We start from the raw sequence: 26,203 nt of genomic DNA, 5'->3' as shown, positions 1-26,203 counted from the left end.
ACCGTGGACGGCATCGTCGGATCCGACACCTGGCAGGCACTCGTCGTCTGACCCGCTCGGCCCTTGCGACCGTCAGCACATCCCCGTACAGCCGGGACTCCCCGAATCGAAGAGAGAGAAGGCTCATGAACACTGCAGCAGGAGTCGGCCGAGGCCTGGACCGGCGTACCATGCTCCGCGGCGCGCTGGGCTTGACGACCGCGGTCGGTATGGCGGCGGCCGTCAACCTGGGGTCGGCCTCCCGCGCCTCGGCCTACGGCTGGACCCGCACCCTTCAGCAGGGCTCCAACGGCTCCGACGTGAAGGAGCTGCAGATCCGCGTCGGCGGCTGGGCCGCATCCAGCGCCCAGCAGACCTACGTTGCCTGGGACGGAGACTTCGGCCCGGCCACGTACAACGCGGTCAGGCGTTTCCAGTCCGCGTACGGCCTCTCGGCGGACGGCGTCGTCGGCCCGCAGACCCAGAGTGTGCTCAACAGCCTTGAGAACGGCGACGGTTCGACCGCGCACTTCGACTGGAGCGAGTTCTCCTCCCACGACGGCTCCGGCTTCAGCGGCGGAAAGGTGAGTTCCACCGAGGTCAAGGAGAACGTGCGTCGGCTGATGTACAAGCTCGAGGCCGTGCGCAAGAAGGCCGGCGACAGCGCGATCACGATCAACTCGGGCTTCCGCAGCGTCTCCTACAACGCCTCGGTGGGCGGTGCGTCCAACAGCATGCACGTCTACGGTGTCGCCGCGGACATCGTGGTCTCCGGGCACACCACCCTTCAGGTGTACAAGATCGCTGAGACCTGCGGATTCTCCGGCCTCGAGGCCTACACCCATTCCTGGCAGCACGTGGACAGCCGCGTCCAGTATCCCTCCTACGGCTCCGGCTCGTGGTGGTGGGAAAGCGGCACCATGTGATCGGTCGGCGAGACCGTGTGCGCCGACGACCTGTACGTCCGCACCGACCCGGGCGGGCAGTTCGCAGTGGTCCGCGACACCAACCTCCGCTGGGGATTCCTGCCGATCGGCTGCGTCACCCGGCCCTCGGCCCTGTACAACGACAACGACTGAAACGGCACCTCAAGTCGGCTCAGCGCAACCGCCGACCTCGCGGCCCGAAGGCTGCGAGGTCGGTTCTCCCGGAGGGAGCCGAGCTGCGTGGGCACGTGGAGGCAGGGATTCGCCGGACCGGACCTTGGTGTTCTGGTGCGGCCGGCGAACTCTGGTGGCCGGGGCAGACCACGGCCCCAGAAGCCGGCTGTTCGGCACGGGGTGGGCCCGCCCGTCACGACTCGGTTCCCCGTGTCCTTTCCGTTCAGTGCACACCGCCCCAGCCCGCCTGACCTCGGAGCCCACCGGGTGACGTCCGCCGCTGGGTGTGCATGCGGCCCACCGTTCCCGGCAGGCCATGAGCCATGGTCGCCGCACCGTCCCGAACGCCGCCCACCGCGGGATGAAACAGGTGGAGCGAGCATATTCCCCTGGTAGCGGGTTTGTGGTCATGAAATATGGGGCGAATAATTCTCTTTGTGACGTGATGGTCTTGGCCGCCTTGTTGCTCAGGCCATTCCACATTGACCGCGATCTTCGAGCCGTGACGCCCTCCGGCAGCAAGCGTCCCCCGCGAAGAGATCGCGGGGGCGCACAAGATCGAACCTATGAGCGGTCAGTCGGTGGCTCGGCTGAGGCGACGGCTGGGCTGTCCGGCTGGGCCCATCTGGCGGGAGGCCCGTAGACCGTCTCGGAGAGGCATGACCGCGTCGATGGTCGCTGTGGGGCGCGAGACAGGACGGAAGGAGCCTGCCATGCGGATCGTCGTGGACCTGAACCGGTGCCAGGGATACGCGCAGTGCGTGTTTCTGGCACACGAGGTCTTCCGATTGAGTGGGGCGGAGACGCTTACCTACGAGCCGAATCCCGATGATGCGCAGCGCCTGCAGGTTGAGCGGGCCGCTGCCGCCTGCCCGGTGCAAGCGATCATGATCGACCGCCTAATGCGGAGCGGAGGGTGACCTCATGACCGTGTCGGCAACGGTCGCAGAGTTGGTGCGCGACTTCAGGGCCCACGGCCGAATCGTCATCGTCGGCGCCTCCCTGGCGGGACTGCGGGCCGCCGAAGCCCTGCGTGAGGAGGGGTTCAGTGGACCTTTGACCATCATCGGGGAAGAGCCGTACGAGCCCTACGACCGTCCCCCGCTGTCCAAGCAGGTGCTCAAGGGCTGGGTGCCGGCCGACCACACCAAGCTGCCCCGCCTGCGGGAGGTGGACGCGGACTGGCGGCTGGGGGTGGCCGCCACCGGGTTGGACCGGGCCACCAGGCACGTGCGCCTGGCGGACGGCGAGCAGGTCCCGTACGACCGGCTGCTGATCGCCACGGGCACTCGCGCGCGGCAGTGGCCGAACCCGGCCGAAGCCGCCCTTGAGGGCGTGTACACACTGCGTTCGCGTGATGACGCGGCGCGGCTGCAGCAGGCGCTGGCCGCGCGGCCGACGCGGGTCCTGATCATCGGTGCCGGGTTCATCGGTTCGGAGATGGCCTCCGTCTGCTGGGAACTCGATCTCCCGGTGACCGTCGCCGAGCGGGGCTCGGCGCCGCTGGTCGGCGCCCTTGGCGGCGTGATCGGCGAGATCGCCGCGGAGATGCAGCGCGACCATGGGGTGGACCTGCACTGCGGGGTGGGCGTGTCGTCGCTGGAGGGCGACGAGAGCGGGCACGTGCGGCGTGCTCGGTTCTCGGACGGGACCACCGTCGAGGCCGACGTGGTGGTGGCCTCGCTGGGGTCCATCCGCAATGTGGAATGGCTGGAGGGCTCCGGGCTGGCGGCCGGCTTCTGGGGCGTCGGCTGCGATGCCGGCGGGCGCGCCTTCGACATCAACGGCGTGGTGACCGACAGCGTCTATGTGGCGGGAGATGTGGCGCGCGCGCCACACGTGCTGTACGAGTACCAGTTCCTCGCGATGGAGCACTGGGACAATGCCGTCCTCGGCGCCGAGGCCGCGGCGCACAACATGGTGAACCTCGAACCCCGCTATCGCCCGCATCTGTTGCTGCCCAGCTTCTGGTCCGGCCAGTTCGGCGTCAACATCAAGTCCGTCGGCGTACCGTCCTTCGGCGACGAGATCGTCTTCACGCAGGGGTCGGTCAAGGAGCGCCGCTTCGCCGCCGCCTACGGCCGTCGGGGCCGCGTCGTCGCCGCCGTCAGCTTCGATCACGGCAAGTGGCTGGAGTACTACGCGCGGCTGATCGAGGAATCGGGTCCGTTCCCGCCCCCGCCGCCGGGCTGGGACCGGCCCGAGGACATGAAGCCGATCCCGGCCGAGTTCCCGGAGCCGGGCGCCCCGACGTCGATGCCCGACGTCGTCCTGACCGGCCACGACCCGAGCGAGCGCAGGGCCGAGTTCCGGCCCCGACGCTGAGGCGCCCTTCGCGACCAAGCGTCCAACCGGACCGCGCAACAGGGAAGAAGAGCATCATCATGGTCGAGGAAACCCCCTGGCAGCAGGCCCTCCGCTACGCCAACCGCGCCCATCCGTATCCGTTCTACGAAGAGCTGCGCAAGACCCCGGTGGCACGGCAGCCGGACGGCTCGTACGTCGTCAGCACGTATCGCGAGGTCGTCCGGTTGCTGCACCACCTCCAGGTCACCTCGGATCCGCGGAAGCGCCCCGCGGAGTACCGGCTCCCCAACAACCCTTTCGAGGGGATGATCATCGCTCAGGACCCGCCCGAGCACGATCTGGACCGCCGCCGGATGATGCGGCACTTCGGCCCCCCGGAGTGCCCCCACATGGTCGCCGACTTCGAGCCCGAGATCCGCCGCCTCACCGCCGAGCTGCTGGACAGGATGAAGGGCAAGGCCCGGATCGACCTCGTCGACGAGTTCGCCTTCCCGCTGCCCGTGACCATCATCTGCAAGGTCCTGGGCATACCGCTTCAGTCCATACCGCGCTTCCACGACTGGATCGAGAACGCCCTGGACGGGGTCGACTTCGGCCCGGAGGCGAGCGACCCGGAGCAGCGGCGCCGGGCGGAGAGGGCTGTCGGTGAGGTGGCCGCGCTCAGGCAGTTCATGGCCGACCTGCTCGACCGGTACGCCGAGCAGCCCGGCCCGGGCATGCTCTCGGGGATGGTCCACGACGACGGCCCCGAGGGGCGCATGTCCCAGGAGGCGCTGGTCAAGAATGCGATGCTGCTGCTCTTCGCCGGGCACGAGACCTCGGTCAACCTGATCTCCCACAGCGTACTCACCATGCTGCGGCACCCCCAGGTGTACGAGCGGCTGCGCGACCGGCCCGAGCTGATCGTGCCCGGGGTCGAGGAGTTCCTGCGCCTGGAGTCGTCGGTCCAGATCTGGCACACCCGGGCAGCGCTCGAGGACATCGACGTCGCGGGCACAACCATCCCGAAGGGCGCGCCGATCTTCCTCGCGTACGGCTCGGCGAACCGCGACCCTGAGCGGTTCGAAAACCCCGACGAGCCGGACCTCGAGCGCCCCGACAATCAGCACGTCGGCTTCAGCCAGAGCATCCACTACTGCTTCGGCGCGCCGCTCGCGCGGCTGGAGGTCCAGATCGCGCTCAGCGAGTTCCTCCGCCGCGTGCAGAACCCCCGGCTCGTCGAGGACCCGCCGCCGTACCGCCGCAACCAGATCTTCCGCGGCCCACGCCACCTCCTCATCGACATCGACGGAATCCGCGACTGACCGGCTCGCGGGAAGCACGCGGAATCGGGAGGGTGCGGTGCGATGGACGAGAGCGAGACGCGGGACACCGAAGCCGCTGATCGTCTGGGCAGCGGCATCCTGCGCGCGACTGCCCAGGGGACCGGCTCGCCGTGACGCTGTGACGCGCTGTCAACAGGACGCATTGCTCCGGGACTCCGCCATCCAGCGAGATCAGCCGGCGCGGTGAGGCCACCGGGCGAGCGGAGGCCGGTTCACGCGCGACCGCGCCCCATCGCTTCCGGCACACTCCTCAGGGGGCGCAGTGCGGCGGCGCCGGCCCGACCCACCGCGGACACCGAGGACCCCACCCATCGCATGAGGTCGCGCGGCAAGCCGGTGTCGAGCTCGATGGTCACCCGGACGTATCGGGTGTACAGCTCAGTGACCTTGACAGGACGCGGTACGGCGGCATCCGGTCCGCGCTGCAATGCGGCTCGGTAGGTGTCCTTGCGCTGATTCATGCCTTGTCCTGTCGCTTGATGAGTTCCTCTGCGAGGTCCATGTACGCCGAGCCCTTCGCCTTGACCGGGCTGCCGAATGACTGGGCGTACAGGTCGAGCCGCGGAATGTGGGTGGACAACACGTCGAATCCCCGCTCAGTGAGAGCTTCGCGGGCGTCGGCGTCGGGACCGGTACGCGTAGCGTCGGCACGATTCGTCCGGTTCAGCAGAACGGCGGCGCGGGCCGGCTGGATGCGCAAGGACTGAACGTCGCCCATCTCACCGCCGATGGGCGCCATGCGATCCAACTCGATGGGAGCTGGAGCGACCGGCAAGATCCACTCACTTGCGTACCTCATGATGCTCCGGGCGATGTGCGCCTGGTCCTCCAACTGCGGAGCGTCGAATACGACGGCCTGCCGGTCGCCCAGGAAGTCGTTCACGCGCCGGTGCACGTCGCCCACCGGAAGAGCGACCACAGGAAACGGAAAGCCACCTGCCAGTTCACTCCAGTGCAGCGCGGAGGAGGCGGGGTCACTGTCGACCAGCAGCGGTGGGATACCCGACTCGTGAAGTGCGTGGGCCAACCAGACCGCGCTGGTCGTCTTTCCCACTCCGGGTTTCAGGTTCACAAAGGCGTAGCTCAGCGACACAGGACTCAACGTATGGTCGCGAGCGACTGCCGGCCGCCGGCTGGGAGCACGCAATCCCGTCGTTCACCCTATGGCGCCGATCAATCATTCGGATGGTCCAGTACGGAAGCCGCAAGGCCCCCGAGGGGCCCGAAATGGCTCGAGAGGTCATGGCTACCGTCTGGAGACGTGATCTCGTCCCGTGCGACGGACCTCTTCCCCGCACTGTCGTACCGCGGCTGGACTCGTCGGCTCAGCCTGACTGGGGCCGGGCCAGGCCGTGGTCGTAGGCGAAGATCACCGCCTGGATGCGGTCGCGGGCGCCGATCTTGGACAGGACGCGGCCGACATGGGTCTTCACCGTGGACTCCGACAGCACGAAACGGGTGGCGATCTCGCCGTTGGTCCAGCCCTTGCCGATGGCGACGAGGATCTCGCGTTCGCGGTCGGTGAGGGAACTCAGTCTCGGATCCTCGGCGGAGCCGTCGGCGCGGGAGGGTACGAGACGGGCGAACTCGTGCAGCAGGCGGCGGGTGAGTGCGGGAGCGATCACCGCGTCGCCGACGGCTACGGCACGAATGCCGGCGAGGAGTTCCTCGGGACGGGCGTCCTTGAGGAGGAAGCCGCTGGCCCCGGCGCGCAGGGCCGCGTGGACGTACTCGTCGAGGTCGAAGGTGGTCAGGACCAGGACACGGGAGCGGTCGCCGGCGGCGACGATACGGCGCGTGGCCTCGATGCCGTCCATGCCTGGCATGCGTACGTCCATGAGGACGACATCCGGGCGGAGTTCGGCGGCCTTGCGCACGGCTTCGGCTCCGTGTGCCGCCTCCCCGACCACCTCGGTCTCGGGCACGGAGTCCAGAAGCATGCGAAAGCCGTACCGCTGAAGCGGCTGGTCGTCCACGACGAGCACGGTGGTCACCGGGCACCACCCTGGGGAGCGAGGTCGAGTGCGGCGCGCACCGCCCATCCCGGGCCCGCGGGACCCGCGCTGACGTGTCCGCCGTAGAGAGCTGCTCTTTCGCGCATGCCCACCAGGCCGTGTCCTTCCTCGTTCGTCGGTCCGCGCCGACCGATCGGGGCGGGCGGCCCGGAGTCCTGGACGGTGATGGTCAGCCGCGTGTCCGCCACGACGATCGCCAGCTTCGCACGGGCGCCGGCGCCCGCGTGCTTCAGGGTGTTCGTCAGGGCCTCCTGCACGATGCGGTAGACGGTCAGCTGTACCCCCTCATCGAGGGCGTCGACGTCACCGGCCGTACGGTAGATCACCTCCAGGCCGGCGGCGCGCACCCCCTCGCACAGCGCGTCGATGTCTGCGAGCCCGGGCTGCGGGCTCAGCTCGGGCTCGGTATCCGGGCCGTCCGCCTCGCGCAGCACGCCGAGTACGCGCCGCAGTTCGCTCAGGGCCTGGCGGCCCGTGTCGCCGATGAGGAGCAGAGCCTCCCTGCCCCGTTGCGGCGCGACGGCCGTGGCATAGGCACCCGCGTCGGCCAGCGTGATCATGACGGACAGGTTGTGGCCGACGATGTCGTGCATCTCGCGGGCCACCCGTGCCCGTTCCGCCGCGACGGCGAGCCTGCCGCGCTGGTCGCGTTCGATCTCCAGCCGGGCCGCACGGTCCCGCAGCCCGGCCAGCTGAGCCCGCCGGATGCGGATCATCAGGCCGAGTGCGAGGGCCGCGGTCGCCGTGCTGAGGAGAAAGAAGAGCGCGTCCCAGATCGACACCACCGCCGATACCCGTGCCGCGACCAGGCCCAGCGCGCCCGCCATGGCCGCACAGGCCCAGGGCAGCTGCCGAAGCCGCCCGTGCAGGGCCAGGCTGTACAGGGCGACGAAGAGGGCGACGTCCGCACGGAGTGCGGCGCCGAGGGACCACTGCAGAACGAACACGGCCGTGACCGCGCCGAAGGCCACCGCGGGCGCCCGCCGCCGCCAGAGCAGCGGCAGCACCAGCCCGGCCTGCAGGGCCAGCATGCCGGCTGCGGGCAGCCGGGTGAACGCCAGGCGGAAGCGGCGCGGGCCGTCGCCGTCCCCGCCGCCCCCGTGCAGCAGGTCCGGCAGGCAGAACAGCAGGAAGACCAGCACCACCACCGCGGTGTCCAGCACCCACGGCCGGGCCCGGTCGGCGTGCCGGAGCCGCTGGCCGGCCCGGCCGAGCCGGGCGACCAGCGGCCCCATCCCGCTGGGGTCATCGATGGTCACGGAGTTCACCAGTCAATGATGCGGGTCCGGCCCGTCATGCGGGCACAGGTGCTCAGACGTCGCTGCGCAGCAGCCGGTACGCCGCCCCGGCCAGCGCCACGGCCGTCCAGCCGAGGAAGACCAGGAGCCCGGCGGTGGGCGACAGCGTGCTGGAGTCGTGGGTCAGCGCGAAGATCGACTCGCCCGCGTGGCTCGGCAGGTAGGGGTCGATGTCGCCCTGCCACGAGGTGGGCAGCAGGGAGACCAGCCCGGGCACCAGCATGAGGGCGGCGACCAGGACCGAGATGCCGCCGGCCACGGACCGTAGCAGCGCCCCGAGGGCGGTGCCGATCACACCGACCAGGCCGAGGTAGAGCCCGGCGCCCAGCAGGCTGCGTACGACACCGGCGTGACCGAGGCCCATGGCGGCAGGCGTACCGGAGACGATCTGGCTGCCGATGAGGAAGGCGACGAACGCGCCGACAGTGGCGATGACCAGGGCGACCAGTCCGTACACAGCCGCCTTGGACCACAGCACGGGGAGCCGGCGCGGTACCGCGGCCAGGGTCGAGCGGATCATGCCCGTGGAGTACTCGCCCGCCGTGACCAGCACACCGAGTACGCCGAGTGCGAGCTGGGCGAAGTTCGTGCCGAAGAGGGACAGGCTCACTGCCGTGGCGGAGGCGAAGTCGCGGTCCATGTGCCGGCCGGAGTCGAGATTGGACTTGTAGTGGCTCGCGGCGATGACGCCGAAGGCCACGAGGAAGAGCAGGCCCAGGCCGAGGGTGATCCAAGTGGAACGCAGGGACCAGAGCTTGGCCCACTCCGAGGCCAGCACGCGTCGTCCGGTCACCCGGTAGACGGGGCGGGCCGGAGCCACCGCGGCGGAGTCGGGGGTCTCAGGTGTTGCCGTGACGGTGCTCATGCCGCGCTCCCGGAGGTGCCGGTCGTGGAGCCGTGGTACTCCACGGCGTCCCTGGTCAGTTCCATGAATGCCTCCTCCAGCGACACCGCCTTCGTGGTCAGCTCGAACAGCGGGATTCCGTGCTCGGCCGCCTTCAGCCCGATCTCGCGGGCGGACATCCCGGTCACCTGCAGCTCCTCCGAGCCGACACGGCCGGTGACCTCCACGCCCGGCCCGGCCAGTACGTCCCGCAATCGGGCGGGGTCCTGCGTCGCGACCTTCACGGTGTCGCCGCCCACCTCGGCGACCAGGGCCTGGACGGTCGTGTCGGCCAGCAGCCGCCCCCGGCCGACGATGATCAGGTGATCCGCCACCAACGCCACCTCGCTCATCAGGTGCGAAGAGACGAACACCGTCCGGCCCTCGGCAGCGAGCGACGTCAGCAGATTGCGAATCCAGAGCACACCCTCGGGGTCCAGTCCGTTCACGGGCTCATCCAGCATCACCGTCTGCGGATCGCCCAGCAGCGCGGCCGCTATGCCGAGCCGCTGCCCCATACCGAGCGAGAAGGCACCGGCCCGCTTCTTCGCGACACTGCCGAGACCCGCGAGTTCGATGACCTCGTCGACCCGGCGGCGCGGGATACCGTGGGTCAGGGCGAGCGCCCGGAGGTGGTTGTAGGCCGAACGGCCCGGGTGGATCGACTTCGCCTCCAGGAGCGCCCCGACCTCCTGCAACGGCGCTTGGTGGCGGGCGTAAACATGGCCGTTCACCGTGACAGAACCACTCGTCGGCGCATCGAGCCCGACGATCATGCGCATCGTCGTGGACTTCCCCGCCCCGTTCGGCCCCAGGAAGCCGGTCACCGTGCCCGGTTTCACGGTGAAGTCCAGCCCGTCGACGGCTGTCTTCTCCCCGTACCTCTTGGTGAGCTGCTGTGCCTCGATCATTCGCGTTCTCTCTCTCGGACCACGGCGTCCGGCACGCCTGACGCCTCCACCGCAACGCTAGGCCCGCGATCCCCCGGATCCGGTGGTACCGGGGGCCGAACCGCGCCGGGACCGTAGTACCGGGGTACTACGGTCCCGGCGCTGCTCGGTGACGGGAGCAGGCCATGGGGAGGCCGGGGGCAGAGCGCCGACACGAGCGAGGCCGATGCGTGCCGACCGGCCGCGAGGCGACGGCGGCGCAGGACGTGTTCGCTCATGAGAGACCGTCACAAGGCTGCAGTGAGCTACCGGGACGCCGCCCCTCGAGACACACTCACACGTCGCGGCGCCTCACGACGAGAATGGCGAGGGCGACCGTGATCAGCGGCCAGAGCGTGTACACGATCCAGGAGCCGGGGACCGTGGCGGTGTAGCCCAGGGACCCGGGATCCGGCTCCCAGGTTTGGACCAGGCGATTCCAGGCGGCCGACACCAGCGCGTGTTTGACGTCCGCCGACCAGCGGTTGCTCTCCGAGAACATGGTGGGCAGCATCAGCAGGGTGAAGACGCTGGTGACCATGGTCCCGGCGGCATGCCGGAGCAGAACGCCGAGGCCCAGACCGACCAGGGCACAGACCGGAGCCAGCAACGCGGATGCCAACAGCGCCCGGAACACCCCGGGGTGGGTGATGGGAACGCCGGCATGATGACCGTCCAGGATGGCCTGGGAGACCAGGAAGGAACCGGTGGAGACGGCCGTGCCGACCGCGGTCCACAGCGCGGCGGTGACGGCCGCCTTGGCCAGCACGACCGAGCCGCGGGCCGGGACAGCCACGGTCGTGGTACGGATCAGCCCGCTGCTGTACTCGCTCACGACGGTGAGCGCGCCCATGCTGCCGGCGACGAGCATCAGCGTCCAGTAGCCGGCCGCCGGGTAAGCGTCGAAGGGCAGAAAATCAGCGGGGCCGGAGCCCGCGGCCTTGTCCGCGAGCGTGGCCACGGCGGCGGAGCCGAGGACGAACAGGGCGGTGAGCCCGATCGTCCACGGGGTGGAACGCAGGGACCGCATCTTGATCCACTCGGAGGCGAGCAGGTCGCGGAAGCGGGCGGGCGGTACGGCGACGAGGGTGGCAGGGGAGGCGGAGGCAAGTGTGGTCATCGGGGCTGTCCTGCCGGGTATTCGACGCTGTCGGCGGTCAGTTCCATGAAGGCCGCCTCCAGCGAGGCGGTGCGGGTGGTCAGCTCGTCCAGCCGGATGCGGTTCTCGAAGGCGAGTGCTCCGATCCGGTCCGCCGGGAGCCCGGTCACGGCGAGCTTCTCGGCACCCGCCGAGTCCTCCGGCTCGACCAAGGCGCCCGCCGCAGTCAGCACCGCCGCCAGCTCGCCGGCCTGCGGTGTCTCCACCACCACACTGCTACGAGTGCTGCGGGCCGCGAACTCCCGTAGCGGCTCGGCGGCGATGAGGCGGCCCCGGCCGATGACGACCAGCTGGTCGGCGGTGTTCTCCATCTCCGACATCAGGTGGCTGGAGAGGAAGACCGTGCGCCCCTCGGCGGCCAGGCGCCAAAAGAGCCGGCGTACCCAGAGCACGCCCTCCGGGTCCATGCCGTTGATCGGCTCGTCGAAGATGAGCACGGGCGGGTCGCCGAGCAGGGCGGTGGCGATGCCGAGGCGCTGCTTCATACCGAGGGAGAATCCGCCGGTGCGGCGGTTCGCCACCTCGGCCAGCCCCACCTCCTGAAGCACCTCGTCCACCCGGCGCCGCGGGATGCCGTTGCTGCGGGCCAGAGCGGACAGGTGAGCCGCGGCGCTGCGTCCGCCGTGGATCTGTCCGGCGTCGAGGAGGGCGCCGACGTGCCGCAGTCCGCGCGGGTGGCGGTGGAAGGGGACGCCGCTGACGGTGGCGGCGCCGGTGGTGGGCGCGTCCAGGCCGAGGATCATCCGCAGGGTGGTGGACTTGCCGGCACCGTTGGGGCCGAGAAATCCGGTGACCTGGCCCGGCCGCACGGTGAAGGACAGATGGTCGACGGCCGTCTTGCTGCCGTAGCGTTTGGTGAGTTCGCTGACTTCGATCATGCCATCCACACTGCCGAGTTGGCCTCCGTCCGGACATGGGGCCGTGGGCTGCATTCGTGCGGCCGCATTGGCCCGTCGGCGTACGTCCCCGGGCTGATGCCGCGCGGGCGGTGGCCGGTTAGTCTCGCCGCGTGAACCCCATGACGATCACGCCGCTGCCCGCACGCGTCACGCCGCACGGTGTTGTTTCCGGAAGGCAATGCCGCCGATGACGAGAACCAAGGCCGTGGCCTGGGCGGGGGGTGTCTGTTACCTCCTCGTGGTGGGGCTGCTGGTTGGGGGCGCGCCGCGGGCGTCGGGCACGGTCCACGGTGTCGGGGCACTGCTGGCTGTGAGCCTGCTCGCCGACGTGGTGCGACGGATGCCGTTGCCGGCTCTGGCCATGGCACTCTTCGGCTCAACTGCTGTGGTGGTGGGCCCTCCGAGTTCCGGCCATGAGGGCCGGGCGGCGTCGTACCAGGGCCAGTTCCTGTCGTATCTGGCGGTCGACCTCGTGCTGGGTTTCATCGTCGCCACCTGTGTACGGCGCGCTTCGATTGTCGCCGTGGCCGTGACCTTCGCTGCGCAGGTGCTGGTGATCGGCGTCTTCGCCCACGGGGACGGCCTGGCCGTCAACGAGGTGATCGCCCTCCTGGCGTTGGCCGCATCCTGCATGGCCGGTCTGCTGAGTCGCGAGCGCCGTGCGCACGCGGTGGCGCTTCGTGCGCAGGAGGTGGCCGAGGCGGTGACCGCCGAACGGCTGCGGATCGCACGGGAGTTGCACGACATGGTCGCGCACAGCATCGGCATCATCGCCATTCAGGCCGGTGTGGGCGGCCGGGTCATCCAGACACAGCCGGCACAGGCGCGCGAGGCCCTGCGCGCCATCGAGGCCACCAGCAGAGAGACCTTATCGGGCCTTCGGCGCACGCTGGTGTCGCTCCGTCAGGCCGACCGGGGCGACACCGCCTCGGAGCGGTCACCGCTCGCACCGTCGCCGGGGCTGGCGGACGTCGAACGGCTGGCGGCAGCGACCGCGGGCGCAGGAGTACGCGTCGACGTACGCCGCAGCGGGAAGCAGCGTCCTGTGCCGGCCGACATCGACCTGTCTGCCTACCGCATCGTGCAGGAGGCGCTGGCCAACGTGGTCCGTCACGCGGGCACCGGGCGTTGCCGGGTGGCCGTCGACTACGGAGACGAGGAGCTGTCCGTGGAGGTCGTCGACGACGGGCGCGGCGCCGCCGACAACAGCTCGGCGCACGGCTTCGGCATCATCGGGATGCGGGAGCGGGCTGGCCTGCTGGGCGGCCACCTCAGCGCCGGACCGCGCCCCGAGGGCGGCTTCCGGGTGGCGGCCCGGCTGCCGCTGCCCGCACCCATCGCGGTTCCGGTGGAAACCCGATGACCGTCCGGGTGGTACTCGCCGACGACCAGCCGCTGGTGCGGTCCGGTCTACGCGTGCTCATGGCCGATCACAGCGACCTGGAGGTCGTCGGTGAAGCCGCCACCGGTGCCGAAGCCGTCCAACTGGTGAGCGACATCGGCCCCGACGTCGTGGTCATGGACATCCGGATGCCCGGCATGGACGGGATCGAGGCCACCCGCCTGATCACGGCCGGTCCGGCGACCACACGCGTCCTCGTCCTGACCACCTTCGACGAGGACGACCATGTCTACGGCGCTCTCCGGGCCGGCGCGAGCGGCTTCGTGGTCAAGGACATGGCGCTGGACGACATCCTCGCGGCGATCCGCGTGGTCGCCGCCGGCGACGCACTGATCGCGCCGGGTGTGACGCGTCGTCTGATCGCGGACTTCGTCGGGCGCCCGGCACCAGCCCCTGAGCACTCCCCACGGTCGGTCGAGGGCATCACCGAGCGGGAACGGGAAGTGCTGACCCTGGTCGGCCGCGGCCGGTCGAACGCCGAGATCGCCGAGGACCTCTTCATCACGGTGGCCACCACCAAGTCACACGTCTCACGCCTGCTCACCAAACTGGGCGCCCGGGACCGGGTCCAGCTCGTCATCACCGCCTATGAGACGGGGCTCGTCACCCTGCCTCGCTGATGGCGTCACCGGCCCGCATGGTGAAGCCGGAGATACCCTGTCGCTCACGTCGCGGGTACGAGCCGCCGAAGGAGCAGCCGCCGCCGCGCCACCCGCTGCGGCCGTAAACAGCACTGGCCGGTCTCGGGCCGGCTCAGCCCTCTCCGTCGTCGTCATCGTCGAGGTTGACGGCGTCCGGGTCGCGCAGGGGCCGCAGCCCGTCCACCGATCGGGAGGCGGTGAAGCCGTAACGGCCAAGCACGTTGGGCTGGATTCCTCGGGGAACCGACGACCGTTGAGTACGAAGTCCCACCGGCAAAGAACGTGCCGGTGGGCAGACGGATCGGCGCTCAGTGGGCCTGCGGATAGCCGATTTCGGAGATGTCTTGGGCCAGCTCCGCCAGGGTGACCTCTACGTTCAACGACGACACGAGTTCCTGGTCCAGCGGCCGCAAGGCATACAGGTCCCTCACGGCTTCCGGATCCACACAGACCTCGTAATAGTCCTCGGCAAAGCGCTGGAACGCTTCGGGTGAGCGGTCGATCAGCAGGGGGAAGAGGCCCGTCGCCCCATCAGGGTCGGGGTGGTCCAAGGGGAAATCGATCGTGCCGTGGCGCCACTGATCGTCCGTCGCTTCCCGCCACAAGCAGGCCGTCACGACGGGCACGCCGTCCTCGTCGCTGAACGCCGGCTCCTCGACGAAGGGCTTGAAGACATCGGGAACGTCGTCGATCAGTCCCGGCCAGGGCTCGCCGTCGTGGCCGTATGGGCTCATCGGCGATTCGTGGCAGAAGCCTCGGATATAGATCCCGGCCGCCGAGAACACGATGGAGTACTCGTCTCCTGACCCGTTGCGCATCGAGGCCATCTCCTCGCCCTCAGCCCAGGTGGCGTTGAAGGAGTAGTGCCGGCTTTCCCAGTCCGGGCTCAGGATCGCGTCGAGCATCGCAAGCGAGCGGCACAGGTCCCGCAGGTCGTCGGGGGTGGGAAGCCGGCGGGCTACGTCATGGACAGTCATGGGCTCATCCAACCGGATGCCTCTGACATCAACCCCGCCCCTGGCAGACGTCACGGGCAGTGGCGATACCACAGCGGGACGCGGTAGCGGGGCCGGCTATGTCCACGCATGAACCTGGCTCCCCTCATCAGGCCCCCATGGCATCGACCATCTAGGCTGGCGCGGTGACTGATGAGCGGGAGCGGGTGCAGCCGTCGGGAGTGTGGGCCACGGCGGTGGGGGTGGCCAGGGTGCGGGCGCTGGAGACCGAGCGGGAGAACGCGCTGTTCCGCGACCCACTGGCACAGGCCTTCGCCACCGCCGGCGGTCTGTGGCCCTCCTCGCCGCCGCTGCCCGATGACGAGGCCGCGCGACGCCGTCGGCTGGCCGTGTCGCTCTCCATCGTCATCAGGACGAAGTTCCTCGACGACCTGTTGCAGCAGGCCTCCGCGTCCGGGATCCGGCAGGTCGTGCTGCTCGGCGCCGGCATGGACAGCCGGGCCTTCCGGATCAACTGGCCCGAGGGCACCCGGCTGTTCGAGGTCGACACCGCCGCGCCACTGGACTTCAAGGCTTCGGTGCTGCGCCGGGAGCGGGCCGTCGCACGCTGCGAGCGGATCCCCGTCGCGGTGGATCTGCGTGAGGACTGGCCAGGCGCGCTGGCCGCCGCAGGGCACGACCCGGCCGTGCCGACCGCGTGGATCGCCGAAGGACTGCTGATCTATCTACCCGAGGACGCGGTGGAGCTACTGCTGGCCCGGATCAGCACGCAGTCGGCGGCAGGCAGTCGAATGGGGCTGACGTTGGGCTCGCGCGGCGTGATCGAGCGCTTCGGCGCGGACGCCGCGCCGGGATCGGCGGCGTCCATGTGGGTCTCGGAGATGCCCGACGACCCGGTGGGTTGGCTGGCCGGGCACGGCTGGGAGGCCGACTGCCACACCCTGCGCGAGCGCGCTGCCGCCTACGGCCGTCCGATCAGCACCCCGCCGCAGCGCGAGGAGCGGCCCGGCGGACTGATCTCGGCGGTGCGCCGGTAGAGCGCCTCCCGGTTCCGGGAAACGGCGGGCTGGTGATCGGCTGCAGGTGAAGTGGGGCTGGTCGACGCCCTCGGCGCCGCCTGGGATGAGGTCCGGTGGCTGACAAGGCATGGTGGGCGAGTTGACCAAGGGCAGGGCGTTGGGAGATCGCCGTGCCAGACGTGGACTTGGTGGACACCCCTTGCGTCGTGTCATGTACGGGTCCAGACTCCCGGTTGCGAACACGCGTGCACCTTGCGCGAACGTCCTTCACCCCCACCGCCGGGCGACCCTCGGCTGTCTGAAGGGATGTTCAGTGTCACGCTCCACATCTGGCCGAAGATGCCTCATCGCCGCGTCCACCAGGAGTGCGCCCTCGATCAGCGCAACGGCTCGGAGCGGCGGGACGGCACGAGCGAAGCCTGCCACGCCGACCAGGAGCGCGATCAGGACGAGCAACCGCCGAGCATGACGGCGCCACTTGCCGTGCACCCACCCCCCCCCGGATCGACGCCGCAGGGTCGTCGCCGCGCTGCAAGCCGCAGACGACAGGCGTCCGCCGGCCGGTGGGAAGAAGGCCGCACGGAATCTCCGGGCGCCACCTGACATAGGTGCACCCTTGGCGCGCTCCCGCTCATCTCGGTGCCTTCGTTCAGCGGCGTTGGCGGTACCGGTCTCCCGTTGTCCTGCGTCGACGGCAGCAAGCACCCACACCTACCGCGAGGAGAAGCATGTCCAGACCGGCAAGAGCGAGAATTCCCCTGCTCATCGGTGCCATGGCCGCGGCCATGGCGTTCGCCGCCCCCGCTTTCGCAGCCCCCTCGCCGCCCACGGCCGCCTCAACGTCCCCCCACGCCAATGCTCCTGCTCTCGCCCAGGTCAGCAGCGACCCGTACTCCGATTCACAGGCCCAGCACGCCACCGAGGTGGAGCCGGAAACCTACAGCTTCGGCAGCACTGTCGTAGCCGCCTTCCAGGTCGGCCGGATCTCCGGCGGCGGGGCGTCCAACATCGGATGGGCGACCTCGACCGACAGCGGGCAGAGCTGGACGCACGGCTTCCTGCCGAAGTCGACCACGAACACCGGCGGCCCGTACTCCGCCGCCAGCGACGCCTCTGTGGCCTACGACGCCAAGGACGGCGCCTGGATGGTCTCCTGGCTGGGCATCCGCTCCGGAAACAGCGTCGATGTCGACCTGAGCCGTTCCACGGACGGCGGCCACACCTGGAGCGCGCCGGTCATCATCTCCACCGGAACCTTCGACGACAAGAACTGGACGGCCTGCGACAACCATCCGTCCAGCCCGTACTACGGCCACTGCTACACGGAATACGACGACGCCAACGCCGGGGACGCCGAGCACATGAAGACCTCCACCGACGGCGGCGCGAGCTGGGGCACTCAGCGGAGTCCGGCCGACAGCCCCAGCGGCCTCGGCGGTCAGCCGGTCGTGCAGCCCGACGGCACCGTCGTCGTCCCGTTCTCCTCCGGCAGCGAGGACAGCCAACGGGCCTTCATATCCACCGACGGCGGCGGCAGTTGGGGCTCCAGCGTCCAGATCGCCACGGTCTCGCACCACCCGGTCGCGGGCTTGGAGGACGACGCCGCCGACATGTCGCGGCTGGACACACTGCGCGAAGGGCCCCTGCCGTCCGCGGAGATCGACGCCTCCGGCCGCGTCTACGTGGTCTGGTCCGACTGCCGCTTCCGCACCAACTGCACCGGCAACGACATCATCATGTCGACCTCGACCAACGGCACCTCGTGGAGCGCGCCGGCCCGCGTGCCGATCGACGCGGCCAACAGCTCCGCCGACCATTTCGTGCCCGGCATCGGCGTGGACCCCAGCAGCTCCGGCAACACCGCCCACATCGGGCTGACGTACTACTACTACCCGAACGCCGCCTGCACGGACGCTACGTGCCAGCTCTACGCGGGCTACGTCTCCACCGCCGACGGGGGCGCCACGTGGACGGCCCCGACCCAGCTCGCCGGCCCCATGACGCTGGCCTGGCTGCCGAACACCACGCAGGGCCGGATGTTCGGCGACTACATATCGACGTCCGTCCTGTCCGGCGGCAACGCCGTCACCGTCATCCCCATCGCCCACGCCGCGGGCGGCGCCACCTTCGACGTGGCGATGTACGCACCGACCGGCGGTCTGCCGATCGGCGGCGGCCAGCCGGGCGGCAACACCGTCACCGTCACCAGCCCCGGCGACCAGAGCGGCACCGTCGGCACCGCGGTAAGCCTGCAGATCACCGCGACCGACTCCTCGTCATCCGCGAAGCTCACCTACAGCGCGGCCGGCCTGCCGCCCGGCCTCGCCATCGCCTCCGGCACCGGCCTGATCTCCGGCACACCCACCACCGCAGGCACGTACCACGTGACCGCCACCGCCACCGACGGCACAGGCGCCACCGGCTCCACCACCTTCACCTGGACGGTCAGCCCGTCCGGCGGCGGAACCTGCGCCGGCACCGGCCAGAAGCTCGGCAATCCGGGCTTCGAATCCGGGAACACCGTGTGGTCCGGCAGCTCCGGCGTCATCGGTCAGTACGGCTCACAGGGCGAACCCCCGCACGGCGGTACGTGGGACGCGTGGCTGGACGGATACGGCGCCACGCACACCGACACCCTCTCGCAGTCCGTGACGATCCCCACCGGTTGCAAGGCCACCCTCAGCTTCTACCTGCACATCGACACCGCCGAGACGGCGAGTTCCACCGCGTACGACACACTCACCGTCAAGGCGGGCGGCACCACGCTGGCGACCTACTCCAACCTCAACGCCTCCACCGCCTACAGCCAGAAGACCTTCGACGTCTCCTCCCTCGCCGGACAGACCGTCACGATCACCTTCACCGGCACCGAGGACCAGTCCCTCCAGACGTCGTTCGTCATCGACGACACCGCCCTGACACTCAGCTGACCTCCCGCCGGCTCCGGCCCGCGGAGGACGTGTGGCGCGGCAGCGGCAGTGATCGAGACCGCCGCCGTCTCAACACCGTCCGCGGTGCCCTCTGCGGCACCAAGGGGGCACGACCAGCGCGGCCGTGGGCACAGTGGTGTGGAGCTGGCGTGGCTGCTGGATGGGCATCAGCGGGCACGCCAGCCCCGGTGGTCGCGATGAGGCCATCGCGGTACCGAGGCATCGCCTGTACCGCTCCACAATGGCTGCACCAGCCCGTGGTCTGGGACGACGCTCCCCCGGCCCCGATCCGGCACCATCGGTCCTCGTGCTCGTGGGGATGCCCTGCCCGGTCGCCACGCGGACCTCGCGTGGTTGGCTCTGCTGGGCCGATCCTCCGCCTCCAAGGAGGCCGAAATGCCCTCGGCCTCTAATGCGTCGGGCTTGGGCTGGGCGGTGTGCCGGTGGCGGCGCCGCCCTTCGAGGGCTTTGGTGACGGGGACGCCGTGCCGGCGGTTGGCGCCGCCGCTGGTGTCGTCCGGCTCGGGCCGGCGGCCCCGGCTGCGGTCGGCACGGATCGTGGCGGCGGTGACGCCGATCCGGGTGGCCTCGAGCTCGCGGGTGGTGCTGAGGCGCTGCGGGTCGAGCTCGGGTCAGGCGCCGGATAAGAAGCGTCGAGTGTCCTGGAGACGGGCTGGGCGTGAGATCCGGTGGGCGCAGCCGCAGGGTGGGACGCACCGAGTGCCCTGGAGGGGGGCTGAGCGCCGTGAGATCGGGTGGGTGGGAGGGCACCGGGCCCGCTCTTGGCAGTCGCCGTACCGGAGGGCGGGTGCGAGGGGGTTAGGGCGGGCGTCGCTGCCGCCCGGTCGTCGCTTCCACTGGTGCTCGATGTGACGGCGAGAGTCGCGCCCAGGGCCACGGAGAGGGCCAGGGCCGTGCCCGCTGCCAGGCGACGGCCGTGGCGAGTGCCGCCGGGGAGGTTGCGCCGGGTGGACGCCGCCTCCTGAGACCGTATGTGCTCCTCCGCTCCGGGGTGAGCGGCCGGCGGCGTCGGAGGGCGCGCCTCGGAGGGCGCCGAGAGCGGCAGGGGGTATGGATCAGGTCCGGCGTGCCGGGAGGCGAGGGCCTGCGCGCACTGCCCGGCGTCCGGGCGGGCCTCGGGGTCCTGCGCGGTCATGGCCCGCAGCAGGGCCGCGAGGTCCGAAGGGAACCAGGTGGGGACTTCGGGTGGGCGGTGGAGGCGGGCAACTGTGGCTTCCAACGGGGTGCCCTGGTACTCCAGTTCGCCTTTCAAGCACTCCAGCAGGACCAGCCCGAGCGCGTAGACGTCGGCGGCCGGCCCGATCCGCCCGCCCTCGACCTGCTCCGGTGCCAGATAGGCGGCGGTGCCTATCAGCACGTCCGGTGCCGTGTGGCGGGTGGCATTGGCCAGGCGCGCGATGCCGAAATCGGCCAGGTGAGGAGCGCCGGCCGCATCGAGGAGGATGTTCGACGGTTTGACGTCCCGGTGCACGACGCCGGCCCGGTGGACATAGGTCAGCGCCCGCGCGAGGGCGGCGCCCACATTCACCACACGCCGCTCAGGCAGCGCTCCACACCCCAAAAGGCTGCGCAGCGTGGGGCCCTTGATCAGTTGCATGACCAGGTAGGTGCGGTCGTCATGACGGCCGGCGTCGTAGACGGTGACCAGTCCCGGGTGCTGCAGGCGGGCCAGAAGGACTGCCTCCGCGGTGAGACGGTCCTCTGTCTGCGGGCCGGGCCGGAATACCTTGACGGCCACGGGGCGCCGAAGGCGCGTGTCAACGCCCTCGTACACGTCGGCCATGCCCCCCGCTCCGATTCTCGCGCCCAACCGGTAGCGGCCGGAGAGGACTTCGGCACGCTGCTCATCCGCTGGAACCGGCGCGGGCGTCGGCGGGGCTGCTGGTTGAGGGGCCTTCATCTGGTTCTCCGTTGCTGTCACCGCGTACCGGACTCGGCCATGGGCCATGCTGCGAGGCGGGTACCCCCAGCCCGCGTCAGGTATCCGGACCAAATCGGCGCAGCGACGAAAGCGGCCCTACTTCCCCCGTGGCCGGCGCGTTGCGGCAGGTCAGGCAAGCTGCCAGCCGGACAACCGGCCGTCGTCGCCGACCTCCGCCGCCCATGGGGAGCACGTTCCGAATGGCGCCCCACCCACCGATCACTGCCGGTGCTGCTGTCGCTCTCCCAACTGCTGCCTCCGCCGTAGCCACTGTCGCTGTTCGTGCGGTGATGGACAGCTCGTCGACGGCGACCCGGCACCAGCCCCGGGCGCCGGTATAGCCCGGCGGGGTCGAGTAGCACACCGCAGCGAAGCTCCGTGGGTCAGAGCTGATCCCGTCGAAGCTGCAGGTAAGTCCGCTCGCCGTAGGCATCCGTGAGGTCGATGGTGATGCTCTCCCACTCCTCTGCGGGCTCCTCGGGCACATCGCCTGTCCGATACTCGGCCTCCGCCAGCAGTTCCTCGGTCACCCGGACGCCGGTAAGGCGCTCGGTCAGTGCGAACACCGCCGCCTTGCGATCGACATCGGGAGCCTCTTCACCTGTGGGATCGAGACCGACCTCCCTCATCAGGCCGTTCAGCTCGTCCGGAGTGCTGCCGGTCCTGACCGTGGGCCACTCGAACGTAGTGCGCAACTCCCCGTTCTCATACCAGTGGAAGAAGTCCATGGGCTTCCCCCCGTTACTCGAATGGGAGACGCTCCGGGTCGCGGCGGAGAGTGCTTCCATGAAGCGAAGCGACCCCAGATCAGCGCCGAACACCAGAGCGAGGGTCCAGTCCCCGCCCTCGCCTCGAACGGTGCACGCTCCCGCGAGGATGGACTCGGCCCAGTCATCGGATTCGTAGATGAGCTCCTGGTGCTGCTCGATCAGTTCGCCGAGGCCCTCGCACACACCCCGTGGCTCGGCCCCCGCCATGCTGAGCAGCTCCGCAGGCGAGACTCCCCGCACCAGGATCAGGGTGTACCCGACCTCCAGCGCGTACCTGAAGGGCGAGGATGAGGAACGTATCCAGCCGTAGTCGGCTGCGGTGGCTGAGGTCATGCGGCGCATCCTGCCAGTCACCGCTGACACCTTGACGTCGTCCGACGGCGGCGGCTTGACTCCTGGCGCGGTGAGGTCTGGCTGCACCCGGGCTACCCCGAGGTCGCCGCCGCGTTCGATTGGCCCGAGTCGCTCGCTGCCGGAGCCACGGTGCCGGCGCCGGACACGAAGCAGTACGACGACCTGCCCGGGCCGCTCGACCGGCTGCGGGACAGCGGCGCCGACTTCCGACACGCCCGCGAACCGCACCTGCTCTACTGGTGATTGGCTGGGCCTGGCCGCCGCGCGGCACGGCCCGCACAGCGGACCGCCGATGTCGTGACACGCCCGCGCCAGCCGCCCGTCCAGCCGATCCGACACGCTGAATCACCTCCGCCAGTCGAAGGGAAGTGCACTGATGCTCTCTCGCAGAGCCGTCCTCGCCGCCGTGCCGCTGACTGTGACCGCAGCGCTGGTTCCGGCCCCCCGAGCGGCCGCCGCCCCCCGCAACGAGCTCCCGGAAGCGCCGCTCGCCGGGCGGTTCGACCAGCCCCAGCGCGGCTTCGCCCCGGAGAGGACCGTGCTGCGCGACGGCACCCCCGAGGAAGTCGGACTCGACCCCACCGCGATCAAGACGGCGCTGGACAAGGTCGCCGCCTACACCGTGCCGGACCCCGCCACCGGGCACCCGCTCTACTCCGGGCAGGTCACGCTGCTGGCCCACGACGGCGTCGTCGTGGGCGAGAACGCGGCCGGCTACGCGCTGCGGTACGCCGACCAGCAGGGCACCCCGTTGCCGGACGACCAGTGCATCGAGATGCGCACCGACACCATCTTCGACCTGGCCTCGCTCTCCAAGCTGTTCACCTCGATCGTGGCCATGCAGCAGATCCAGAGCGGCCGCCTGGACCTGAACGGCAGGGTGGTCAGCTACCTGCCGGAGTACGCGAGCAACGCAAAGGGAGACATCACGATCGAGATGCTGCTCACCCACACCTCCGGGCTGCCCGCCGACCCGACCCCGGCGCTGTGGGCCCACCCGGACCTGCCGTCGCGCGTCCAGGCCATCCTGGACACCGTGCCGCAGTACGAGGCCGGCTCCACCTACCTCTACTCCGACCTCAACATGCTCTCGCTGCAACTGGTTCTGGAGCGGGTCACCGGCCGGACGCTCGACGTCCTGGTGCGCGACGGCATCACCGTGCCGCTGCGGATGCACGACACGATGTACAACCCGCCGGCCTCCCTCAAGCCGCGGATCACCGCCGAGGAGTACGAGATCGGACCGGGCGAGCCGCAGCGCGGACTGGTCTGGGGCCAAGTGCACGACGAGAACGCCTGGGCGATGAACGGAGTCGCCGGCCACGCAGGCGTGTTCTCCACCGTGCGCGACATGGCAGTGCTCGCACAGTGCCTGCTCAACGGCGGCATCTACGCCGGCCACCGCATCCTCAGCGAGGAGTCGGTGACCCGGATGATGACCAATTACAACCAGAGGTTCCCCGGCGACTCGCACGGCCTCGGCTTCGAGCTGGACCAACGCTGGTACATGGGCCGCATCGACAGCACGGCGACCATGGGCCACACCGGGTTCACCGGGACGACCATCGTCATCGACCCCCTGTCACGTTCCATCGCCCTGCAGTTCAGCAACCGAGTCCACCCGACCCGCAACTGGGGCTCCACCAACCCGTCCCGCCGCGAAGCCGCCGACGGCCTGGCAAACGCGATGGCGGTCCGGGCGCCGGGCGGCGGACGCAGTTGGTATTCCGGCATTCCGGACGCCGGCACCGCGACGCTGAGCACCACGGTCACGCCGCGCTCCGGGGCGCTGCAGGTGAACTGGACCGGCTTCGTGGACACCGAACCGGGCTACGACCTGCTCACCCTGCAGTCCAGCACCGACTTCGGCAGCACTTGGCAGACCGTCCCCGTCAGCGCCACCGGCGACGGCGCGCCGTCCGGCGCGGTCTCCTCGCTGTCCGGCGGCAGCCGCGCCTGGTGGCAGGTGACCGCCCGACTACCCGCCACCACCGCCCCAGTGAGCCTGCGCTGGCACTACGCGACCGACACCCTGTACACCGGCCGCGGGGTCAACGTGGCGCACGTGCGGGTGCACGACGGCGCCGGGCTCCTGCTCGACGGTGACCGCACGCCGCGTGCCTTCACCGCGGAAGGCTTCACCCTCACCAGTCGCTGACCTCAACAACGCCGGCGTGGCGCGGTGGCTGTCCTCAGCGAGCAGCAACAGGGTCCGGGAGATGAAGATCCGGGACTCTCCTGACACTTGTTCGGGGGTGACGCGTCCGCGCTCTACGATCGGCTCATGCGAGGGTGGACGAAGAGCCTGGACGCGGCTGGTGTCCGGGAGCCGGGGTTGCGTGAGGACTACGACCGTCAGCGACAGCTGGTGCGACGCTTCCGGCGCACGGCGTACCTGGCGGCCAGGCTGCTGCTGCCACGGCCGTTGCTGCCGCACGTGGTGACGGCGACCGCCGTGATGCACCACGGGGACAACCTCCTGGATACCGGGCCCCTGTCGCAGCGTGAGACGGCATGGGCGTCCTGGGAGCGGCAGGTGCGCGAGGCGTTGCGGACGGGAACAAGTGACAACTCGCTGCTTCGTGCGTTCGTGCACACCGTGTCCGTCCATCCGCGGCTGCGAGAGATCGTGGAGACCTACCTGACGACCGCCACGGCCGAACTGCGTTTCGCGGGCTTCGCCACCGAGGCCGACTACCAGGCATATGTGGACGCCTACTCGTACCCCGCCTTCATGCTCGTGGCGGGAGTGCTCGCGCCGGAGGGCGACGATCTGCGGTACCGGACCGCATGCCGGACCTTCATCGAGGGCAGTCAGCGGCTCGACTTTGTCAACGACCTCGCCGAGGACGTGCAGGAAGGACGCGTGGGCATCCCGGTCGACGCGATGGAACGGTTCGGCGTCACCATGGACGGCGTGGTGTCCGGCGTCGGCGGCTCAGCCCTGGAGGAACTGATAGCCGATCAGGTCGCCACCGCACGCACCGCCTTGCTGGCCGCAAAGGAGCTCCCGGCGCTGACCCCGGCCGACGGCCGACGGCTCGCAGGTGCGCTGGTGGAGATCGAACTGCTCACGGCGGACGCCGTGCTGGCACGGGGCACCGGGGTACTGCACGGTTCCGCGAACCCGCCGCTGGGCAGGACGCTACGCGTTCTCGCGCACCGATACTGATCGGTATCGGGCGCCGGTGAACATCCGCTCGGGGGTAGACCCGGCGCTCGTCACCGTCCGGACCACGCCACGCGACAGGGCCGGCTCGAACCGTTCTACGACTCCCGTCGGCCCCATCAGGGCAGCGCGAACGGTGTCGAGGATGCGGCTTGCGGCTGTTGGGCGATCCAGCAGGCCAGGATCGGCCCCGTTAGGCTTGGGTGTTCCGACGGGCGGTCGCCCGCCGCCCGGTGGGGGTACGGCGCTCGCGCGGCTGCCCCGGGACCACCACACCCAAGGACGGCAACCGAGTGTCTTTCTTCACCATCGGCCACCGCGGTGTCATGGCCGCCGAGCCGGAGAACACCCTGCGCTCCTTCCTGCGGGCCGAACGCGAGGGGCTGGACGGCATCGAACTGGACCTGCACCTGAGCAAGGACGGCGAGTTGGTCGTCATGCACGACGAGACCCTGGACCGTACGACGGACGGCTCCGGGCCGATCGCCGACAAGAAGTTGCGGCAGCTCAAGAAGCTCGATGCCGGCCTCGGCGAGCGCATCCCCACGTTCGGGGAGGTACTGGACAGCGTCGGGCCGACGCTGCCGATCCAGGCGGAGATCAAGGACGTGGCCGCCGCCCGGTCGCTGGCCAGGGTACTCACCGAACGCGACCTGCTGGACCGGGTCTCGGTGCTGTCGTTCCACGACGCGGCGCTGATCGAGATCCACAGCCTGCTGCCGGAGGCCCGCACCGTGCTGGTGGCAGGCCCCAGCGCGCACCGCGGCACCTTCGTCGGCCGCGCTCAGAAGGTCGGCTCCACCCTGGTCAGCGTGGAGCTGCGCCAGCTGAACCGGGCCATCGTGGAGAAGTGCGGCGCCGCCGGCATCGACGTCATGGCCTGGACCGTCAACGACGAGCGCGACCTGGCGCTGGCCCGGACGCTCGGCCTCGTGGGCTGTGTGACCGACCAGCCCGGCATGAAGCGGCTGGTCGAGGCCACGGCCTGACCTCAAAGGCCCGGACCGACCTCGCCGCCGCATACGCCGAGAGATTCGCCGAATACGACGACGCGAAGATCATCACCACTGCCTCATCACACGCCAGAACTACGACGAGAACACCGCCTTCCCCACCCCACAACCAG

Annotated in this window: 22 protein-coding genes; 12 read left to right on the top strand and 10 right to left on the bottom strand. The window is 70.1% G+C overall.

Annotation, left to right across the window (positions count from 1 at the left end; translation table 11 throughout):
* Window positions 1–125: 125 nt before the first annotated feature.
* From ACIP94_RS27480 to ACIP94_RS27460, 5 genes are all read left to right on the top strand, one after another.
* Complete coding sequence (locus ACIP94_RS27480) at window positions 126–905, top strand: D-Ala-D-Ala carboxypeptidase family metallohydrolase (RefSeq protein WP_402431083.1); 780 nt, start codon at window positions 126–128, stop codon at window positions 903–905.
* A 15-nt stretch (window positions 906–920) separates the two neighbouring features.
* Window positions 921–1,058 (top strand): hypothetical protein, encoded by a 138-nt coding sequence (locus tag ACIP94_RS27475; protein WP_402431080.1) that lies wholly within the window; start codon window positions 921–923, stop codon window positions 1,056–1,058.
* 734 nt (window positions 1,059–1,792) lie between these two features.
* A complete protein-coding gene (locus ACIP94_RS27470) occupies window positions 1,793–1,999 on the top strand; it encodes a ferredoxin (protein WP_402431077.1) in 207 nt (68 codons plus the stop codon).
* 4 nt (window positions 2,000–2,003) lie between these two features.
* Window positions 2,004–3,404, top strand: a complete 1,401-nt coding sequence (locus ACIP94_RS27465; protein ID WP_402431074.1) for an NAD(P)/FAD-dependent oxidoreductase — start codon at window positions 2,004–2,006, stop codon at window positions 3,402–3,404.
* A gap of 59 nt (window positions 3,405–3,463) precedes the next feature.
* Entirely contained in the window at window positions 3,464–4,690 is a 1,227-nt protein-coding gene (locus ACIP94_RS27460) for a cytochrome P450 (RefSeq protein WP_402431071.1), read from the top strand.
* Between the two features lie 478 nt (window positions 4,691–5,168).
* Here ACIP94_RS27460 and ACIP94_RS27455 read toward each other — a convergent pair whose 3' ends face one another.
* The 7 genes from ACIP94_RS27455 to ACIP94_RS27425 form a co-directional block, all read right to left on the bottom strand.
* Window positions 5,169–5,804 (bottom strand): AAA family ATPase, encoded by a 636-nt coding sequence (locus ACIP94_RS27455; protein WP_402431068.1) that lies wholly within the window; start codon window positions 5,802–5,804, stop codon window positions 5,169–5,171.
* Window positions 5,805–6,036: 232 nt separating this feature from the next.
* A complete protein-coding gene (locus ACIP94_RS27450; protein WP_402431065.1) occupies window positions 6,037–6,705 on the bottom strand; it encodes a response regulator in 669 nt (222 codons plus the stop codon).
* The gene (locus tag ACIP94_RS27445; RefSeq protein WP_402431370.1) at window positions 6,702–7,985 is read right to left on the bottom strand and encodes a histidine kinase; all 1,284 of its coding nucleotides are present in this window, start codon (window positions 7,983–7,985) and stop codon (window positions 6,702–6,704) included. The genes ACIP94_RS27450 and ACIP94_RS27445 overlap by 4 nt, the downstream gene beginning before the upstream one ends.
* A gap of 52 nt (window positions 7,986–8,037) precedes the next feature.
* Entirely contained in the window at window positions 8,038–8,889 is an 852-nt protein-coding gene (locus tag ACIP94_RS27440) for an ABC transporter permease (RefSeq protein ID WP_402431062.1), read from the bottom strand.
* The gene (locus tag ACIP94_RS27435; protein ID WP_402431059.1) at window positions 8,886–9,818 is read right to left on the bottom strand and encodes an ATP-binding cassette domain-containing protein; all 933 of its coding nucleotides are present in this window, start codon (window positions 9,816–9,818) and stop codon (window positions 8,886–8,888) included. Before ACIP94_RS27435 ends, ACIP94_RS27440 begins: the two co-directional genes overlap by 4 nt.
* Before the next feature lie 313 nt (window positions 9,819–10,131).
* Window positions 10,132–10,956: an ABC transporter permease gene (locus ACIP94_RS27430; protein ID WP_402431056.1), complete on the bottom strand. Its 825-nt coding sequence runs from the start codon at window positions 10,954–10,956 to the stop codon at window positions 10,132–10,134.
* Window positions 10,953–11,873 (bottom strand): ATP-binding cassette domain-containing protein, encoded by a 921-nt coding sequence (locus ACIP94_RS27425; RefSeq protein WP_402431053.1) that lies wholly within the window; start codon window positions 11,871–11,873, stop codon window positions 10,953–10,955. The genes ACIP94_RS27430 and ACIP94_RS27425 overlap by 4 nt, the downstream gene beginning before the upstream one ends.
* A 208-nt stretch (window positions 11,874–12,081) precedes the next feature.
* Between ACIP94_RS27425 and ACIP94_RS27420 the strand changes: the two genes are divergently transcribed.
* Both ACIP94_RS27420 and ACIP94_RS27415 read left to right on the top strand, forming a co-directional pair.
* Window positions 12,082–13,257 carry a sensor histidine kinase gene (locus ACIP94_RS27420; protein ID WP_402431050.1) on the top strand — a complete coding sequence of 392 codons (1,176 nt, stop codon included), beginning with the start codon at window positions 12,082–12,084 and terminating at the stop codon, window positions 13,255–13,257.
* Window positions 13,254–13,916 carry a response regulator gene (locus ACIP94_RS27415; protein ID WP_402431047.1) on the top strand — a complete coding sequence of 221 codons (663 nt, stop codon included), beginning with the start codon at window positions 13,254–13,256 and terminating at the stop codon, window positions 13,914–13,916. Before ACIP94_RS27420 ends, ACIP94_RS27415 begins: the two co-directional genes overlap by 4 nt.
* A 329-nt stretch (window positions 13,917–14,245) precedes the next feature.
* Here the strand turns inward: ACIP94_RS27415 and ACIP94_RS27410 are convergent, their stop codons facing one another.
* Window positions 14,246–14,914: a hypothetical protein gene (locus tag ACIP94_RS27410; RefSeq protein WP_402431044.1), complete on the bottom strand. Its 669-nt coding sequence runs from the start codon at window positions 14,912–14,914 to the stop codon at window positions 14,246–14,248.
* Window positions 14,915–15,114: 200 nt separating this feature from the next.
* Here ACIP94_RS27410 and ACIP94_RS27405 point away from each other — a divergent pair, with 200 nt between their 5' ends.
* Both ACIP94_RS27405 and ACIP94_RS27400 read left to right on the top strand, forming a co-directional pair.
* Window positions 15,115–15,930 carry a class I SAM-dependent methyltransferase gene (locus ACIP94_RS27405; protein WP_402431367.1) on the top strand — a complete coding sequence of 272 codons (816 nt, stop codon included), beginning with the start codon at window positions 15,115–15,117 and terminating at the stop codon, window positions 15,928–15,930.
* A gap of 710 nt (window positions 15,931–16,640) precedes the next feature.
* Window positions 16,641–18,842, top strand: a complete 2,202-nt coding sequence (locus tag ACIP94_RS27400; RefSeq protein ID WP_402431041.1) for a putative Ig domain-containing protein — start codon at window positions 16,641–16,643, stop codon at window positions 18,840–18,842.
* A gap of 409 nt (window positions 18,843–19,251) precedes the next feature.
* Here the strand turns inward: ACIP94_RS27400 and ACIP94_RS27395 are convergent, their stop codons facing one another.
* Together ACIP94_RS27395 and ACIP94_RS27390 are read right to left on the bottom strand one after the other, a co-directional pair.
* Complete coding sequence (locus ACIP94_RS27395) at window positions 19,252–20,673, bottom strand: protein kinase (RefSeq protein WP_402431364.1); 1,422 nt, start codon at window positions 20,671–20,673, stop codon at window positions 19,252–19,254.
* 494 nt (window positions 20,674–21,167) lie between these two features.
* The gene (locus ACIP94_RS27390; RefSeq protein WP_402431038.1) at window positions 21,168–21,887 is read right to left on the bottom strand and encodes a DUF6461 domain-containing protein; all 720 of its coding nucleotides are present in this window, start codon (window positions 21,885–21,887) and stop codon (window positions 21,168–21,170) included.
* Between the two features lie 397 nt (window positions 21,888–22,284).
* Between ACIP94_RS27390 and ACIP94_RS27385 the strand changes: the two genes are divergently transcribed.
* The 3 genes from ACIP94_RS27385 to ACIP94_RS27375 all read left to right on the top strand — a co-directional run bounded on the left by ACIP94_RS27385 (window position 22,285) and on the right by ACIP94_RS27375 (window position 26,066).
* On the top strand, window positions 22,285–24,066 hold the full coding sequence (locus tag ACIP94_RS27385) for a serine hydrolase (protein ID WP_402431035.1): 1,782 nt from the start codon (window positions 22,285–22,287) through the stop codon (window positions 24,064–24,066).
* Window positions 24,067–24,192: 126 nt separating this feature from the next.
* A complete protein-coding gene (locus ACIP94_RS27380; RefSeq protein WP_402431032.1) occupies window positions 24,193–25,080 on the top strand; it encodes a squalene/phytoene synthase family protein in 888 nt (295 codons plus the stop codon).
* A gap of 290 nt (window positions 25,081–25,370) precedes the next feature.
* Window positions 25,371–26,066, top strand: coding sequence for a glycerophosphodiester phosphodiesterase (locus ACIP94_RS27375; RefSeq protein WP_402431029.1), 696 nt, complete (start codon window positions 25,371–25,373; stop codon window positions 26,064–26,066).
* Window positions 26,067–26,203: the final 137 nt, after the last annotated feature.

It is taken from the genome of Streptomyces sp. NPDC093261 (assembly GCF_044753645.1).
Classification (GTDB): Bacteria; Actinomycetota; Actinomycetes; order Streptomycetales; family Streptomycetaceae; genus Streptomyces.
The sequence above is the reverse complement of the archived record's forward strand: the minus strand, read 5'-3'. Positions and strand labels throughout refer to the sequence as shown.

What these genes read in the sequence shown, in the direction of transcription:
- ACIP94_RS27480 (WP_402431083.1), top strand. Translation starts at nt 126, where the DNA reads ATGAACACTGCAGCAGGAGTCGGCCGAGGCCTGGACCGGCGTACCATG.
- ACIP94_RS27470 (WP_402431077.1), top strand. Translation starts at nt 1,793, where the DNA reads ATGCGGATCGTCGTGGACCTGAACCGGTGCCAGGGATACGCGCAGTGC.
- ACIP94_RS27465 (WP_402431074.1), top strand. Translation starts at nt 2,004, where the DNA reads ATGACCGTGTCGGCAACGGTCGCAGAGTTGGTGCGCGACTTCAGGGCC.
- ACIP94_RS27460 (WP_402431071.1), top strand. Translation starts at nt 3,464, where the DNA reads ATGGTCGAGGAAACCCCCTGGCAGCAGGCCCTCCGCTACGCCAACCGC.
- ACIP94_RS27440 (WP_402431062.1), bottom strand. Translation starts at nt 8,889, where the DNA reads ATGAGCACCGTCACGGCAACACCTGAGACCCCCGACTCCGCCGCGGTG.
- ACIP94_RS27435 (WP_402431059.1), bottom strand. Translation starts at nt 9,818, where the DNA reads ATGATCGAGGCACAGCAGCTCACCAAGAGGTACGGGGAGAAGACAGCC.
- ACIP94_RS27430 (WP_402431056.1), bottom strand. Translation starts at nt 10,956, where the DNA reads ATGACCACACTTGCCTCCGCCTCCCCTGCCACCCTCGTCGCCGTACCG.
- ACIP94_RS27425 (WP_402431053.1), bottom strand. Translation starts at nt 11,873, where the DNA reads ATGATCGAAGTCAGCGAACTCACCAAACGCTACGGCAGCAAGACGGCC.
- ACIP94_RS27420 (WP_402431050.1), top strand. Translation starts at nt 12,082, where the DNA reads ATGACGAGAACCAAGGCCGTGGCCTGGGCGGGGGGTGTCTGTTACCTC.
- ACIP94_RS27415 (WP_402431047.1), top strand. Translation starts at nt 13,254, where the DNA reads ATGACCGTCCGGGTGGTACTCGCCGACGACCAGCCGCTGGTGCGGTCC.
- ACIP94_RS27410 (WP_402431044.1), bottom strand. Translation starts at nt 14,914, where the DNA reads ATGACTGTCCATGACGTAGCCCGCCGGCTTCCCACCCCCGACGACCTG.
- ACIP94_RS27400 (WP_402431041.1), top strand. Translation starts at nt 16,641, where the DNA reads ATGTCCAGACCGGCAAGAGCGAGAATTCCCCTGCTCATCGGTGCCATG.
- ACIP94_RS27390 (WP_402431038.1), bottom strand. Translation starts at nt 21,887, where the DNA reads ATGACCTCAGCCACCGCAGCCGACTACGGCTGGATACGTTCCTCATCC.
- ACIP94_RS27385 (WP_402431035.1), top strand. Translation starts at nt 22,285, where the DNA reads ATGCTCTCTCGCAGAGCCGTCCTCGCCGCCGTGCCGCTGACTGTGACC.
- ACIP94_RS27380 (WP_402431032.1), top strand. Translation starts at nt 24,193, where the DNA reads ATGCGAGGGTGGACGAAGAGCCTGGACGCGGCTGGTGTCCGGGAGCCG.